Raw genomic sequence first — 14,366 nt, 5'->3', positions numbered from 1 at the left:
GACAAGATGACGCCGAGCGAGGCGCACTCCGAGATCCTCATGTACTTCTACGAGCTGGTGTCACGTCGGCGCCGCTCCCCCGGGGACGATCTCGTGAGCACCATGCTCGCGGACGGCAGACTCGGCCCCAGGGACGTGCTCGTCAACTGCAACAACGTGTTGATCGGCGGCAACGAGACGACGCGGCACGCGATCACCGGCGCCTTCCACGCGCTGAGCACCGTGCCGGAAGCGCTCCCGCGACTGCGCGAAGACCCGTCGCTGCTGGGCAAAGCCGTGGAGGAGGTCGTGCGGTGGACCTCGCCCGCGATGCACGTCCTGCGGGTCGCGACGGAGGACGTGGAGCTGAACGGCCGCATGCTGCCCAAGGGCACTCCGGTCGTGGCGTGGCTTCCGGCGGCCAACCACGATGAGCGGGTGTTCTCCGACCCCCGCGCGTTCCAGGTGGATCGGAGTCCGAACCGGCACCTGGGCTTCGGCAACGGCCCGCACCACTGCCTCGGCGCGGCGCTGGCACGGGCGGAACTCGCGGCGGTGCTGCGGGTGCTCGCGGAGCGCGTGAAGGAGATTTCCCTTGCCGCACCGCCGAAGTGGATGCGGTCGAACCTGACCCAGGGCTACGTCGGCTTGCAGGTGGACTTGCACTGAGCCAGTGCACGAGAAAGAGGGGGCGGAGTCCGCCCCCTCTTTCTGAAATTCCCAGTTGGACCTCGTCAGTGCTTGACCGGCCAGCGGTGCTGGCTGTCAGGACGGTCCAGCCACACGGTCTGGTCGCCGGGGGTGACGGTGAGGCCGAACCGTTCCCAGCCGGGGCGGTCGAGCTGGTTCCACAGGTCGTTGGCGGTCTCGACGATCTGCCACAGCCGCCGCGGCCCGCCCTGAGTGACCTGGTGGCCGCCGCTGTCGGTGGTATCCATGCCGATGCGGGCCCACGAGCCGTCCGGAGTGCTGACCGAGACGTCAGGAGGCTGGCCGGTGTCGGCTCGTCCCGTGAACCCGATGGCGATGTCGGGGCCGAGGTCGAACGCGGCGAGGAACCACACGATCATCGAGTTCCACGGGGTCTGCGGGTCCACCTTGGTCACATGGTGCTCGACGCTCGTGGCATCGCGGTCGGCCAAGGCCGGAGCGCGGCCGGGTTCGCCCTGCTGGGGGCGCAGTCCCATGAACGCGGCGTAGGTGGGGTCGAACCGCCCCTCGGCCCGGCTCGGCGTGGTGTGCGTGAGGCGAACGAGGCTGCCGGCGTTGTGGGCGATCTTCAGATCGGTCAGGATCGCGCCACCGACCGGGACTTGCTCGACCCAGGTCCACGGGATCTCAGGCACCGCGCAGGTGGCGATGATGCGGTCGAACGGGGCGTGCGCCGGCAGTCCCGCCGCGCCGTCGCCAGCGACGAGTGTGGGCGTGAATCCCAGGTGCCGCAACCGTTCTCGCGCGGTTTCGGTCAAGTCGGGCTCGACGTCGACGGAGTACACGCCCGCCGAGCCGAGCCGGTGGCACAGCAGAGCCGCGTTGTAGCCGGTGCCGGTTCCGATCTCCAGCACCGTCTGTCCATCGTGGACGTCCAGGGCTTGGAGCATCCTGGTCATCAGACCGGGCTGGGTCGAGGAGGACAGCACCCTCGGCGGTTGGGTGTCCTCGCGCAATGCGGTGATCAGCACCGAGTTCGAGTAGATCTTCTCAAGCCACTCCCGCCGGCCCTCGTCGGTCCTGGTGTCCGATCGCGTCCAAACCCCGGCGCTGTCCTGCTGGAAGTAGCTGGGCACGAGCTCGTGCCGCGGCACCGCGCACACCGCAGCCCGCCACGCCGGGTCGCTGAGCTTGCCCGACCGTTCCAGCTCGTCGGCCAGCCGCCGCGCCAGAGCTGGCCACTCCGCGTCCGGGGTCCTCGTCACGGGCAGTCTCCTCCGGTGAGCAGGTCGGCGATGGCGTCGGTGATCGGCGCCCCGGTCTGGGCTTCCAGCCATCCATACTGACCGCTGCTGTTGCTCTCCAAGAACACCCAGCGGTCCGTGTCCTTCTCGATCGCGAAGTCCAGTGCGGCATACACCAGCCCCAGTGTCTTCATGTAGGTCCGCACCCCGTTGGCGACCTGCGGTGGAGTGTCGACCAGGCGGTAGGTCAGTGACTCGAAATCGGCCCGCCAGTCCACATGGCCGGCGGGGGAGCCCGCCTTGATCAAGATGGTGAACGTCTGCTCGCCGACGACCACGATGCGCGCCTCGTAGGCCTTGTCGACCCACCGCTGCAGCTGGGTCGCGGTCGAGGCGACCGATCCCAGGCTGGCAAGGTCGCTGTCGGCGAGGCGACGGGTGAACGCGACCTTGAGTGCCCCACCCTCGGTGATGGTGTTCGGGCCGAAGGACTTGCAGATCGTGTTGGCCACACCCTGTTCGGCGGCGAACCGGGCAGCGGCTTCGGGACTGTTGGTCACCACGGTCGGCTGCACCGACAGGCCGCTGGCCGCCGCGGTTGCCAGCTGCAGCGGCTTGAACACCGCGTCGGCGGCCCGGTTCGGGTGGTTGCACCACAGAACGGGCAGCGCGGCCAGCACCCCACCGACCCCGAGCCGGGCTTCCCGGTGGGCGTAGGCGCGTTCCACCTCGGTCAGCCCAGCCGGGAAGCGGAACGCAGCCGGATCTCGGTACCAGATCGAGCGGATGTCGGCCACGTCCACACCGCGATGCTCGGTGCGCATGACGCCGGACCAGCGACCGGTGTCGTCGAGGTGGGCGTCGAGCACGAGCCGGCTGGGAAACCAGCTCGTGTCGACGCGGAACACCGCGACACCCCGCTCGGTGAGCATCCGCACCACCGCGTCCACGGGAGCGTCCGCCTCCTGGGCGAAGATCACCACGGTGTTCGGGGTCACTTCTCTTCCCACCCCCAGTTTTCCTCCGGTCCCTCGTCCCCGTCGGTGGAGGACTTGGACTCCCACTCCTTGCCCATCTTCTCGATGAGCGGAACCCCGTCGTCGCCCACCGCGACCTGCGACTCGTGGCAGTACGAGTACGACCTGGACACCGGAGTCAGCCTGCTCTGGGCACACAGCAGTCCAAACGGCCGGGTTTCCTGCGGTCCCGGCGCCGCTGAGGTCACCGGAACCCGCGCGCAGTAGCGGATCTGGGCGCTGGACAGCGGGTTGTCGTCCAGCAACGGGTCAAGCACGCTGGCCATTCGAGGTCCTCCAATGACGTCGTGGGCCTCGCCGGTCGGCTGCCCCGCGATCCACGCAACACCCGCCGGACTCCCCGAAGTTGCACTGAAGTTGCACAACCAGCCACGCACCGTGACGCAGGTCTAGGAACGCACCCGCACCCCGCCTACGCTGGAGAGGCACCCATCGGTGATACGAGAGGGCACGGCGATGGCATCCAGCCCACTGGCCACAGGCGAGAACATCACCGTGCTTCGCAAGGCCCACGGCTTGACCCAACGCCAACTCGCCGCCCGTGCCAACATCTCGCTCAGCATGCTGTCGAAGGTCGAGATCGGCGATCGCGCCGCCGGACATGCCTTGGTCGCCGCCGTCGCCCGCGCGCTCGGTGTCCCGATCGAACGTGTCCACGGCCAGCCCTACGAGGCCGAACACCGCGCCGCCGGTACCAACACCGCCATCGACGCTCTTCGCGGAGCTCTGCGCGGCTACGACCTGCCACCCGCCGCCCAGGTCGACGCACGCTCGCTCGACCAGCTCCGCACCGACGTCGAGCAGTTGTCCCAACTTCGACGGTCAGGTCGCTACGGCAAGCTTGCCGCCGCACTTCCGGCCACGCTGGAGGAACTCACCCTCGCCATCCACGCCACCGGCGGCACCGCAGAGCGAGAGCAGGTGTTCCGGCTGCTCGTCGACGCCTTCTACGCCGCACACGGACTCGTCTACCGGCTGGGCTACGGCGACCTCGCTGAATCCATCGAGCACAAGCTCGCCTGGGCCGCCGAGCGCTCCGGCGACCCGCTGGCGATCGGGCTGGCCCACTGGACCAGGGTCAACTCGTTCCAAGCCGCAGGCGACTACGACCGCGGCCTCCACATGCTCGATACCGCGCGAGACCGGCTCGACAGCCACCTCTCAGCCGGCAGCCCGGCCGCGATCACCGTCTACGGCAGCATGCACCTGCGCGCGGTCACCCTCGCCTCCCGCGCGGGCAACGCCGACACCACCCAGGCCCACCTGCGCGCCGCTCGAGACCTGGCCGCCCGAATCCGCCACGACCAGGTGCACTACCAACTCACCTTCGGACCGGCCAACACCGCGATCCACGACGTCGCCGCCGCCGTCGAACTCGGCAACGCCGAACACGCCGTCACTGCCGCAACCACACTCAAGACACCCCGCGGGCTGCCCGCCACCCGCATCGGCCACCACTACATCGACGTTGCCCGAGCCCACCTCATGCTCGGCGACCGCCCCGGCACCCTCACCGCCCTGGAAAACGCCCGCCGAGCCGCACCCGAACAAACCCGCTACCACCCGATGGTCCGCGAAACCGCTCGCGTCCTCGTCAGTCTGCACCGCCGCGCCAACCCCGACCTCACCCGATTCGCCACCTGGCTCGGGCTCGCCGACTGACGAAAACCCCTGTCAGGCTCGTCGTGCGAGCACTGGAAGATTGCGGGCGCCGTACATGCCGCCCGACGGGTGGTAGCGGATGTCGGCGTTGGGATCGACCCGCAATTCCTTGAAGCGATCGAAAAGCACGTTCAGGGCGACCCGTCCTTCCAGTCGCGCCAACGGGGCGCCGAGACAGAAGTGGATGCCGTGCCCGAACGCCACGTGCGAGGTGTCGCGGCGGATGTCGAAGCGCTCCGGCTCGACGAAGCGCCGTTCGTCGTGGTTGGCCGAGATCACCCACGGCGTCACCATGCTGTTCGCCGGGATCACGTGCCCCGCCACTTCAACGTCGCGCGTGCTCACGCGGCTGACCGTGGTGAACGGGGAGCGGTAGCGCATGACCTCCTCCAGCGCGTTCGGGATCAGCGAGCGGTCCGCGCGCAGCTCGGCGAAGGCGTCGGTCCACGCGTCCAGCGCCTGCACCGCGTTGCCCAGCATCAGCGTGGTGGTGAGGTGCCCGGTGTGGAACAGGATCGAGGTGAACTTGACCAGCTCGTCCTCGGTCAGCCGCGAGCCGTCGACCTCCGCGTGCACCAGGCTGGTGATCAGGTCTTCCTTGGGGTCGGTCCGGCGCGCCCGGCAGTGCTCCAACAGGTACTGGTTCATGTCCCGGGTCGCCGCGTCGAAAACCTCAAGGAAGTCGTCGGCGCCCGGGTCGATCACGCCCTGGAGGTCGGTGAGCTGGTCGACCCAGACGCGGAACAGGTCGGCGTCGGAGGACGGCACGCCCAGCAGCTCGGCGATCACGATCACCGGCAGCGGGTGGGTCAGCGACTCGACGAGGTCGAAGGCGTCCCCGTCCACGCGGTCCAGCAGCTCGGTGGTGACCTCGCGGATGCGCGATTCCAGCCGCGCCACCACCCTCGGCGTGAACGCGGTGTTCGCCAGCCCGCGCAGCCTGCGGTGCTCCGGCGGGTCCATCGAGTTGATGTTGCCGCCGGTGATCGGCTTCAACTGCTCGAACACCCGGCTGGAGTCGTTGGAGAACACCGCGGGATCGGTGATCACCCGGTGCACGTCGTCGTAGCGGAACACGTGGTACTGACCGCGGTCGAACCACACCGGCCGCTCGTCGCGCATGTGCCGGAACCAGTCGAACAACGTGTTCCCGCCGTCGACGTCCGGGACGGACGTGAGTACTTGCTCAGTCATCATGGGTTCCCGTCGCGTGGCGAAAGCCTGTTTCGGTCACGCTAGGTTCGCGCCATATTGGGCCGTTATCCCCGGTGATACCGCCGCGATAGGCCGCGCGGCTAGCTTCCGACATGTGCAGCAGACGAGCGTGTTCCCAGCGAGGGTGCTGCGGCAGTCCCTGGCGATCTGCCGCAGGAACCTGTTGCAGCTCAAGGGCGATCCGCTGCAAGCCTTCGACGTGATCATGCCCATGCTGCTCGCCGGGGTCTTCATCTCGGTGTTCGGCGGAGCCATCGGTGGTGCAGCTGTCGGGTCCGACTACAAGCAGTACCTGTTGCCGGGCATCATGATCCAGGCCGTCTCCGTGGTGTCGATGGCCACCGGGATCGGCCTCAACATGGACTTCGACAGCGGCATGATGGACCGCTTCCGCTCCATCTCGATCGCCCGGTCCTCGGTGCTGATCGGCCGGATCACCGCCGACCTGTGCCGCATGGCGGTCGGGCTGGCGCTGGTGTTCCTGTTCTCCCTCGCCATCGGCTTCCGGCCGCAGGGCGGCACGCTGGCCACGCTCGCCTCGATCGCGCTGATGCTCGCCTTCGGCGTGGCGCTCGCGTGGATCTCGGCGTTCATCGGCCTGGCCATCCGCTCGCCGCAGACCGTGCAGTCGGTCGGCTTCGCGTGGTTGGTGCCGGTGCAGTTCGCCAGCTCGCTGTTCGTGCCGACCGACACCATGCCGGACTGGCTGCGCCCGGTGATCGAGCTCAACCCGATCACCCTGGTCTGCGACGCCTGCCGCAACCTCATGCTCGGCGTCGACGCCACCGGGACCGTGATCGGGGCGCTGCTGTGGATCGGCGCGCTGATCGCGGTGTTCGCCCCCGCGTCCGTCGTGTGCTACTCCCACCGCTCCTGACCAGCGGAAATACGGCGGCGATAAGCCAGCTGCCTAGCGTTTCCGGTGAACACCACGAAAGGAAGCACCGCCATGACGAACCCCTTCGAGGACCCGGACGGCACCTACCTCGTGCTGGTCAACGACGAGGGACAGCACTCGCTGTGGCCGTCCTTCGCGGAGGTCCCGGCCGGCTGGACCGTCGCGCACGACAAGGACTCCCGCCAGGCCTGCCTTGACTACGTCGAGCAGAACTGGACGGACATGCGCCCGCGCAGCCTCGCCGCCGCGATGGACCGGGGCCAGTGACGCTGGGGATCGAGGTCGAGCGCCTGGAGAAGCACTACGGCGACCACAGGGCCGTCGACGGTGTCGATCTCCAGGTCCCGGTCGGCACGGTGCTCGGCCTGCTCGGCCCCAACGGCGCGGGCAAGACCACCACGGTCCGCATGCTGGCCACCCTGATCCCGCCCACCGGCGGTCGGGCGACGGTGTGCGGCTACGACGTGGCGACGCAGCCCCGGCAGGTCCGCGAACTGATCGGGCTCACCGGCCAGTACGCCGCCGTGGACAAGGACATCTCCGGCCGCGACAACTTGTACTTGATCGCAAGACTGCTCGACCTGCCGAAGAAGCGGGCATGGGCGAGGGTCGAGGAGCTGTTGGAGCGATTCGACCTCGTCGCGGCTGGCGGCAAGCTCGTGCGGGAGTACTCCGGCGGCATGCGCAGGCGCCTGGACCTGGCCGCGAGCCTGATCGGCGACCCGAAGGTGATCTACCTCGACGAGCCGACCACGGGCCTGGACCCGCGCAGCCGCAACGGTTTGTGGGACGTGGTCCGCGATCTGGTCGCCGAGGGCTCCACCGTGCTGCTCACCACGCAGTACATGGAGGAGGCCGAGGCGCTCGCCGATTCCGTTGTGGTGATGGACAACGGCGTGGTCATCGCCTCCGGGACGCCCGCCGAGCTGCGCGCCAGGGTCGGCGGACAGACGCTGCGCGTGAAACCCGTGCACCCGCGGGACTTGGTGGCCGTGGTCGACGCGCTCGCGGGGGTGCGGCTCGCCGGTCACGTCGACCACGAGGCAGGCCTGGTGCAGCTGCCCATTTCTGGCTCGGCCGACCTCACCGACGCCGTGCGCGCGATCTCGGAATCGGGCCTCGCGGTCTCCGCGATCGACACCAGCACGCCGAGCTTGGACGAGGTCTTCCTGACGCTGACCGGCAAACAGCGCGGAGCGGTCGAGCTCCAGCGATAACTCCGGCGATAACGAGAAAAAATGTCGCGTGGATAGGTTTTCCCTTGAGGCCATGCCTGATGTGAGCGGAGGGGACCTCGATGGGAGCCCGGGACTTCTGGCAGGACGTGCTCGGGGCAGCCGGGTTCACCGCGCTTCCCCGTTGGACCGCGTTGGTCGACGCCCTCTCCGGGGTCGCGGCCCACGACAGCGCGCTCACCTCGTCGCCATCGTCGGCGGAGCTGCTTGCCGCGCACGCCAAAGTGATCAGCGCGCTCAGCGGTGAGGCGGAGATCCGCACCGGCTACGCGCCCTCTGGTGGAGCGCCGTTGCCCTGTGCGATCGCAGTCGGGGGCACCTGGCCGGAACTCGTTGCGCAGGCGGACAAAGTCGCGAAGGACATCGCCGCGCACGCCGCCGAACCGCTTCCCGAGGGTGTGCTGTTCGAGGTCGTGCTCGGCGACATCGCGGAGCTTCCGGAGAACATCGTCCTCGCAGTGTCCGAAAAGGACGGTCTGCTCAGGCTGCGCTACCGCACAGAGGCTTTCGACACCGATCACATCGCGCGGATCGCCGGCTACTACCGCACCGCGCTCGACCGCCCCGACGCCGTGAGCCTGCTTTCCCACGAGGAGCTGGACTTCCAGTTCGACGGCCTCGCCGGGCCGGAGCGCGAACTGCCCGACCGCCGCTTCCACGAGCTGTTCGAGGACCGCGTCCGCCAGCACCCCGACAAGATCGCGGTGGAGCACGGCGACCGCAGCTGGACCTACGCCGAGCTGAACCGCCGTGCGAACCGGATCGGCCGGGCTCTGCGTGCGCGAGGACTGTCCTCACAGGACGTTGTCGCCCTTGTCACCGAACGGAATCTTGACTGGCTCGCCTCGGTTCTCGCGATCTTCAAGGCGGGCGGCGGCTACCTCCCGATCGAGCCGCACTTCCCGGCGGAGCGCATCGGCAAGACGCTGCGCCGCGCTGAGTGCGCACTGGTGCTCACCGAGCGCGGCAGTACCCAGAACCTCGACCAGACAACGGGTTTCACCAGGGTCTTCGTCGACGAGATCTACGCCGAGGCCCACGATGACAACGATCTCGGTATCGCGGTCGGCTGGGACGACTTGGCCTACATCTACTTCACCTCGGGCTCCACCGGCGAGCCCAAGGGAGCCATGTGCGAGCACGCGGGCATGCTCAACCACCTCTACGCGAAGATCGACGACTTCGGCATCGCCGAGGGCAGCGTCATCGCGCAGATCGCGCCGCAGTGCTTCGACATCTCGTTGTGGCAGCTCGTTTCCGCGCTCCTGGTCGGCGGTCGCACGGTGATCGTGGACCAGGAGGCGATCATGGACGTGCAGCGCTTCGTCAGCCTCGTTTCCGACGGCATCGACGTGATGCAGGTCGTTCCGTCCTATTTGGAGGTCGTGCTCTCCCACCTGGAGGAGCACTCCGGGGACCTCGGCCGCCTGCACTGCGTGTCCGCTACCGGCGAGGCCTTGAAGAAGGAGCTGGCGCAGCGCTGGTTCGCCGCGTTCCCGGACATCAAGCTGGCCAACGCTTACGGCCTCACCGAGACCTCCGACGACACCAACCACGAGGTGATGTCCCGCGCGCCCGAGCGTGAGCGGGTTCCCTTGGGGCGCGCGGTGAACAACGTCCGCGTGTACGTGGTGGACGAGAACCTGAACCCGGTACCGCTCGGTTCTCCCGGCGAGATCGTCTTCTCCGGAGTGTGCGTCGGTCGCGGCTACATCAACGATCCCGAGCGCACGGCGGCGGCCTTCCTCGCCGATCCGCACCGGTCGGGGGAGCGGCTCTACCGTTCCGGCGACTTCGGCCGCTGGCTGCCCGAGGGCAAGCTGGAGTTCCTCGGCCGCCGCGACGCGCAGGTCAAGATCCGTGGCTTCCGCATCGAGATCGGCGAGATCGAGAACCGCCTCCTCAGCGCGGCAGGTGTGCGTGACGCCGCAGTGGTCGTGGATCAGGGCAAGACCTTGGTCGCCTTCTACTCCACGCCTTCCGAGCTGCCAGGCGACCAGCTGCGCGAACACCTCGCGGCGGAGCTGCCGGAGTACATGGTGCCCAGCCACTTCCACTGGATGGCGGCACTGCCGCTCACCGGAAATGGCAAGATCGACAAGAAACACCTGACAGCGGTCGCCGCCGAGCTGAAGGCGGACGAGGTCGAAGCGCCGCGCACTGCGACCGAATGGCGGATCGCCGCCGCGTGGGCCGAAGCCCTCGGTGTCGCGCCGGAGGAGGTCGGCAGGGACAGCCACTTCTTCGACTCCGGTGGCACTTCGCTGTCAGCGGTGCGCCTGGTGGTCAAGCTGGAGCGCGCGATCTCGCTCAAGGACCTGACCCGGACCCCTGTGCTCGCCGATCTCGCGGCGGCGGTCGACTCGGTGACGGAGAACGGGAGGGCACTGTGATGAGCACGCTCAACAGCCGTGCGGAGGAAGGCAAGCTCGCCATCGTCGAGGTGAGCGGTGTCGGCGACGCGGCCGGATGGGCCGAGCGGAACCGGGACGCGCTGCACGAGGTAGTCGCCCAGCACGGCGCCGTCCTGGTGCGGGGCCTTGGGCTCAGCGACGTCGACGGTGCGAGCGCGGTCCTGCGGATCTTGGGCGTCGAGCTGATGGCCGAGCGCGAGGCGTTCGCGACGCGGGACAGCCACGGCGACGGCGTGTACTCCTCCTCGAAGTGGCCGCCGAACCAGCCGATGTGCATGCACCACGAACTCAGCTACGCGCTGGAGTTCCCCAGCCTGATGCTCTTCGCCTGCCTCAGCGCGCCCACCGGCGGCGGAGCCACCGCGGTCGCCGACTCCGCCAAGGTGCTCGCCGAGCTGCCCAGCGACCTGGTCGAGCGCTTCGAGGACGAGGGCTGGCTGCTGAACCGTTGCTACAACGAGGAAATCGGCCTGTCTTGGACCGAGGCGTTCGGCACGACGGACCGGGCCGAGGTCGAGAAGTACTGCTCCGCCAACGGGATCAGCTTCGAGTGGATCTCCGGGGGCGGGCTGCGCACCAGCCAACGGCGCTCCGCCGTCGCCACCCACCCCCGCAGCGGCGAGCGGTTGTGGTTCAACCAGATCGCCTTCCTCAACCAGTGGACGATGGCGGCCGAGGTCCGGGAGTACCTGGTCGACGTCTACGGCAAGGAGAACCTGCCGTTCAACACGAGCTTCGGCGAGGGCGGCGAGATCACCCAGGACGTGGTCGAGGTGATCAACAAGACCTACGACTCGGTGACCCTGCGCGAACCGTGGCGGGCCGGTGACCTGATGCTCGTGGACAACCTGCGGACGGCGCACAGCCGCGAGGCCTTCGACGGCCCTCGCGAAGTCCTGGTCGCCCTCGGCGTGCCGACCACCCCACTCGCCTGAGACCCACGGAGAAATTCTGATGCCCCAACAGGTTCCCGCGTTCTCGGTGATCTCCGGCGGCCAGGTGCAGCGCGCGCTGGCCGGCCAGGAGAAGCCCGTGACGGAGCTGATCGAGGCCGCCTACAAGGTGCACGGCGCCGGAGACACGGTGAACCCGCCGTCGTACTTCCTGCGCTTCCCCGACCGGCCCACCTCGCGCATCATCGCGCTGCCCGCCTCGATCGGCGGCGGGGTCGGCGTCGACGGGATCAAGTGGATCTCCAGCTTCCCGGAGAACGTCGCGGCCGGGCTGCCCAGGGCTTCCGCCGTGCTGATCCTCAACGACCAGGCGACCGGATATCCCTTCGCCTGCTTGGAGAGCTCCATCATCAGCGCCACCCGGACCGCTGCCTCCGCCGTGCTCGCGGCGGACTGGTTCACCCGGCAGCGCGGGCGCCCGCCGAGGATCGGCTTCATCGGCACCGGGCTGATCGCGCGCTACATCCACACCTACTTCGCCGGGACCGGCTGGTCCTTCGACGAGGTCGGCGTGCACGATCTGTCCGCCGAGCACGCATCGGGCTTCCGCGACTACCTGGAGCGTTCGGGGGAGTCCGGCCGGATCTCCGTGCACGACAACGCCGAAGCGCTGATCCGCGCGTCTGACATCGTCGTGTTCGCGACCGTCGCGGCCACCCCGCACGTCACCGATCCCGCGTGGTTCGCGCACAACCCCCTGGTGCTCAACGTTTCCCTGCGCGACGTCTCCCCGGAGATCGTCCTCGCGTCGACCAACGTCGTCGACGACGTCGAGCACTGCCTGAAGGCGAACACCTCGCCGCACCTGGCCGAGCAGCTCGTGGGCAACCGCGACTTCCTGCACGGCACGCTCGACGACGTGATGGCGGGCCGGGTCGAGCTGCCCGCCGATCGTCCGCTGGTGTTCTCCCCCTTCGGGCTCGGCGTGCTCGACCTCGCGGTCGGCGCGCACGTCTACGAGCAGCTTCGGAGCGCGGGCGAGCTGACCGTCGTCGACGACTTCTTCCACGAACTGCGCCGCTACGGCTGAGGAGGTGGGGAGCGTGCCGATCATCTCCGAGCCGGAGGACTTCCACGAGGACGACCTTTTCGTCGACCTGGCGGCGACCTTCGGCCGCAGTCTCTACCTCAAGTGCGAGGGCTTCAACTTCGCGGGCTCGATCAAGCTCAAGGCCGCCAGGGAGATGGTCGAGGCGGCCGAGCGCAGCGGTGTGCTGCGACCCGGCACGGTCCTGGTCGAGTCCTCCTCCGGCAACCTCGGCGTCGCGCTGAGCATCCTGGCCGCCAGCAAGGGGTACGAGTTCCTGTGCGTGACCGACGCGCGCTGCAACCTCGCCACCAAGCGGCTGATCGAGACCCTCGGCAGCCGCGTGCACACGATCGTCGAGCCCGACGCGGACGGCGGGTTCCTCGCGGCGCGCCTGCGCTACGTGCGCGAGCTGTGCGCGTCCGACGGCCGCTACCTGTGGCTCAACCAGTACACCAATCCGGCGAACTGGAAGGCCCACTACCGCTGGACCGCGCCGTCCATCGCCCGCAACTTCCCCGACCTGGACGTGCTCTTCCTCGGCGCGGGGACGACGGGAACCCTGATGGGCTGCGCGCGCTACTTCAAGGAGCACCACCCCCGGGTCACCATCGTCGCGGTCGACGCCGCGGGCTCGGTGACCTTCGGGGGCCCCGCCGCGCCCAGGATGATTCCCGGCCTGGGCACGGGGGTTCGCCCACCACTGCTCGATGTGTCCTATGTGGACGATGTCGTGCACGTCCCGGAGGTCGACACCGTCCGGGCGTGCCACCGCCTCGCCCGCAAGGGTTTTCTGTTCGGCGGGTCCACCGGGACCGTGGTCAGCGGCGCGCTGCGCTGGCTGGCGGAGTTCGCGCCCGGCGGTGATCCGACCGCCGTGGCGATCGCTCCCGACCTGGGGGAGCGGTACCTGGACTCGGTGTACCAGCGCGGTTGGGTCGAGGAGATCTACGGCCCCGACGCGCTCGACCTCGACCACGAGGAGACGGTGACGATGCTGCAATCGATGGGTAGTGCGCGATGACCGTGACCACTTATGTCAGGAGTGCGACGCCGAACGTGGTGTCGCTGAGCGAAACCGACGCCGCCGCCGTGACCGAGATCGCCCTCGGCCTTCTCGACGTCGCCGACGGTGTGATCGACGACCCCAAGTGGGTGGTGGCCGCGCGGGAGGCGTGGGACGAGCTCCCCGTCTCCGTGCGCAGGTCGGTCCGCCGCTTCCGCCGGGACTCCGGTCCACAAGGGACACTCCTGCTGCGCGGCCTCCCGGTCGGCCTGGACACCCTCGGTGCCACGCCGATGGTCGCGGGTTCCGTGCAGCGCAAGGCAACCGTTGGCGCGGCCGTCCTCGCGATGATCGCTTCGGGCCTCGGCGACCCCGCCGCGTTCCTGCCGGAGAAGACCGGCGCGCTCGTGCAGGACGTCGTTCCCGTGCCGGGCAAGGAGACCTTCCAGGGCAACGCGGGTTCGGTGCTGCTGTCCTTCCACAACGAGAACGCCTTCCACGAGCACCGCCCCGACTACGTCATGTTGCTGTGCCTGCGCTCCGACCACGAGGGCATCGCGGGCCTGCGCACCGCGTGCGTCCGCCAGGTGCTCGACCTGCTCAGCCCGCGTAGCCGCGATGCGCTGTCCCGCCCCGAATTCATCACGGCGGCCCCACCGTCCTTCGGTGACGGCAACGCTCCCGTCGCGCACGCGGTGCTCACCGGCGCCCCTGAAGACCCCGATCTGCGCGTGGATTTCGCCGCCACACAGCCGCAGACCGAGGCGGGTTCGGCCGCTTTGGTGGAGCTGGGCGAGCTGTTCGAGCAGACCGCGACCAGCTCCGCGTTGACGCCCGGGGATCTCGCGATCGTGGACAACCACGTGACCGTCCACGGCCGCACGGCCTTCACTCCGCGCTACGACGGCCAGGACCGTTGGCTGCAAAGGACTTTCTCCCTGACCGGGCTCCGCCGCTCCCGCGCATCCCGCCCCGGCGACGGCTACGTCCTCGTCGACTAGCCCGCGTGATAACGAGCTGAAAGAACCGCCGCCTACGGTCGATC

The 14,366-nt window shown here is 68.8% G+C and carries 14 protein-coding genes; 10 read left to right on the top strand and 4 right to left on the bottom strand.

The genetic code is table 11. The features are described from left to right. Positions 1-6: 6 nt before the first annotated feature. The gene (locus tag ABD798_RS37270) at positions 7-648 is read left to right on the top strand and encodes a cytochrome P450 (protein ID WP_425549305.1); all 642 of its coding nucleotides are present in this window, start codon (positions 7-9) and stop codon (positions 646-648) included. A 65-nt stretch (positions 649-713) separates the two neighbouring features. Here the strand turns inward: ABD798_RS37270 and tgmC are convergent, their stop codons facing one another. The 3 genes from tgmC to tgmA are packed head-to-tail and all read right to left on the bottom strand — an operon-like array spanning position 714 to position 3,177. Then, on the bottom strand, positions 714-1,895 hold the full coding sequence (gene tgmC / locus ABD798_RS28065) for an ATP-grasp peptide maturase system methyltransferase (protein WP_344881119.1): 1,182 nt from the start codon (positions 1,893-1,895) through the stop codon (positions 714-716). Next, a complete protein-coding gene (tgmB, locus tag ABD798_RS28060; RefSeq protein ID WP_344881116.1) occupies positions 1,892-2,872 on the bottom strand; it encodes an ATP-grasp ribosomal peptide maturase in 981 nt (326 codons plus the stop codon). Before tgmB ends, tgmC begins: the two co-directional genes overlap by 4 nt. Next, positions 2,869-3,177: a putative ATP-grasp-modified RiPP gene (gene tgmA / locus ABD798_RS28055; RefSeq protein ID WP_344881113.1), complete on the bottom strand. Its 309-nt coding sequence runs from the start codon at positions 3,175-3,177 to the stop codon at positions 2,869-2,871. Before tgmA ends, tgmB begins: the two co-directional genes overlap by 4 nt. 190 nt (positions 3,178-3,367) lie before the next feature. Here tgmA and ABD798_RS28050 point away from each other — a divergent pair, with 190 nt between their 5' ends. Next, positions 3,368-4,573 carry a helix-turn-helix domain-containing protein gene (locus ABD798_RS28050; RefSeq protein WP_344881110.1) on the top strand — a complete coding sequence of 402 codons (1,206 nt, stop codon included), beginning with the start codon at positions 3,368-3,370 and terminating at the stop codon, positions 4,571-4,573. A gap of 12 nt (positions 4,574-4,585) precedes the next feature. Here ABD798_RS28050 and ABD798_RS28045 read toward each other — a convergent pair whose 3' ends face one another. Next, on the bottom strand, positions 4,586-5,767 hold the full coding sequence (locus ABD798_RS28045; RefSeq protein WP_344881107.1) for a cytochrome P450: 1,182 nt from the start codon (positions 5,765-5,767) through the stop codon (positions 4,586-4,588). Positions 5,768-5,882: 115 nt separating this feature from the next. Here ABD798_RS28045 and ABD798_RS28040 point away from each other — a divergent pair, with 115 nt between their 5' ends. The 8 genes from ABD798_RS28040 (at position 5,883) to ABD798_RS28005 (ending at position 14,322) form a co-directional block, all read left to right on the top strand. Next, complete coding sequence (locus ABD798_RS28040; RefSeq protein ID WP_344881104.1) at positions 5,883-6,665, top strand: ABC transporter permease; 783 nt, start codon at positions 5,883-5,885, stop codon at positions 6,663-6,665. A gap of 72 nt (positions 6,666-6,737) precedes the next feature. Then, positions 6,738-6,953: an MbtH family protein gene (locus ABD798_RS28035; protein ID WP_344881101.1), complete on the top strand. Its 216-nt coding sequence runs from the start codon at positions 6,738-6,740 to the stop codon at positions 6,951-6,953. Further along, positions 6,950-7,903 carry an ATP-binding cassette domain-containing protein gene (locus ABD798_RS28030; RefSeq protein ID WP_344881098.1) on the top strand — a complete coding sequence of 318 codons (954 nt, stop codon included), beginning with the start codon at positions 6,950-6,952 and terminating at the stop codon, positions 7,901-7,903. The genes ABD798_RS28035 and ABD798_RS28030 overlap by 4 nt, the downstream gene beginning before the upstream one ends. 80 nt (positions 7,904-7,983) lie before the next feature. Then, positions 7,984-10,314, top strand: a complete 2,331-nt coding sequence (locus tag ABD798_RS28025; protein ID WP_344881095.1) for a non-ribosomal peptide synthetase — start codon at positions 7,984-7,986, stop codon at positions 10,312-10,314. Continuing rightward, a complete protein-coding gene (locus tag ABD798_RS28020) occupies positions 10,314-11,270 on the top strand; it encodes a TauD/TfdA family dioxygenase (RefSeq protein ID WP_344881092.1) in 957 nt (318 codons plus the stop codon). Before ABD798_RS28025 ends, ABD798_RS28020 begins: the two co-directional genes overlap by 1 nt. A 19-nt stretch (positions 11,271-11,289) precedes the next feature. Further along, the gene (gene sbnB / locus ABD798_RS28015) at positions 11,290-12,318 is read left to right on the top strand and encodes a 2,3-diaminopropionate biosynthesis protein SbnB (protein WP_344881089.1); all 1,029 of its coding nucleotides are present in this window, start codon (positions 11,290-11,292) and stop codon (positions 12,316-12,318) included. 13 nt (positions 12,319-12,331) lie between these two features. Continuing rightward, entirely contained in the window at positions 12,332-13,339 is a 1,008-nt protein-coding gene (gene sbnA, locus ABD798_RS28010; RefSeq protein WP_344881086.1) for a 2,3-diaminopropionate biosynthesis protein SbnA, read from the top strand. Beyond that, complete coding sequence (locus ABD798_RS28005) at positions 13,336-14,322, top strand: TauD/TfdA family dioxygenase (RefSeq protein ID WP_344881083.1); 987 nt, start codon at positions 13,336-13,338, stop codon at positions 14,320-14,322. The genes sbnA and ABD798_RS28005 overlap by 4 nt, the downstream gene beginning before the upstream one ends. Positions 14,323-14,366 lie beyond the last annotated feature (44 nt).

The organism is Allokutzneria multivorans (assembly GCF_039537405.1).
Taxonomy (GTDB): Bacteria; Actinomycetota; Actinomycetes; order Mycobacteriales; family Pseudonocardiaceae; genus Allokutzneria; species Allokutzneria multivorans.
This window is presented reverse-complemented; position numbering and strand designations above follow the sequence as displayed.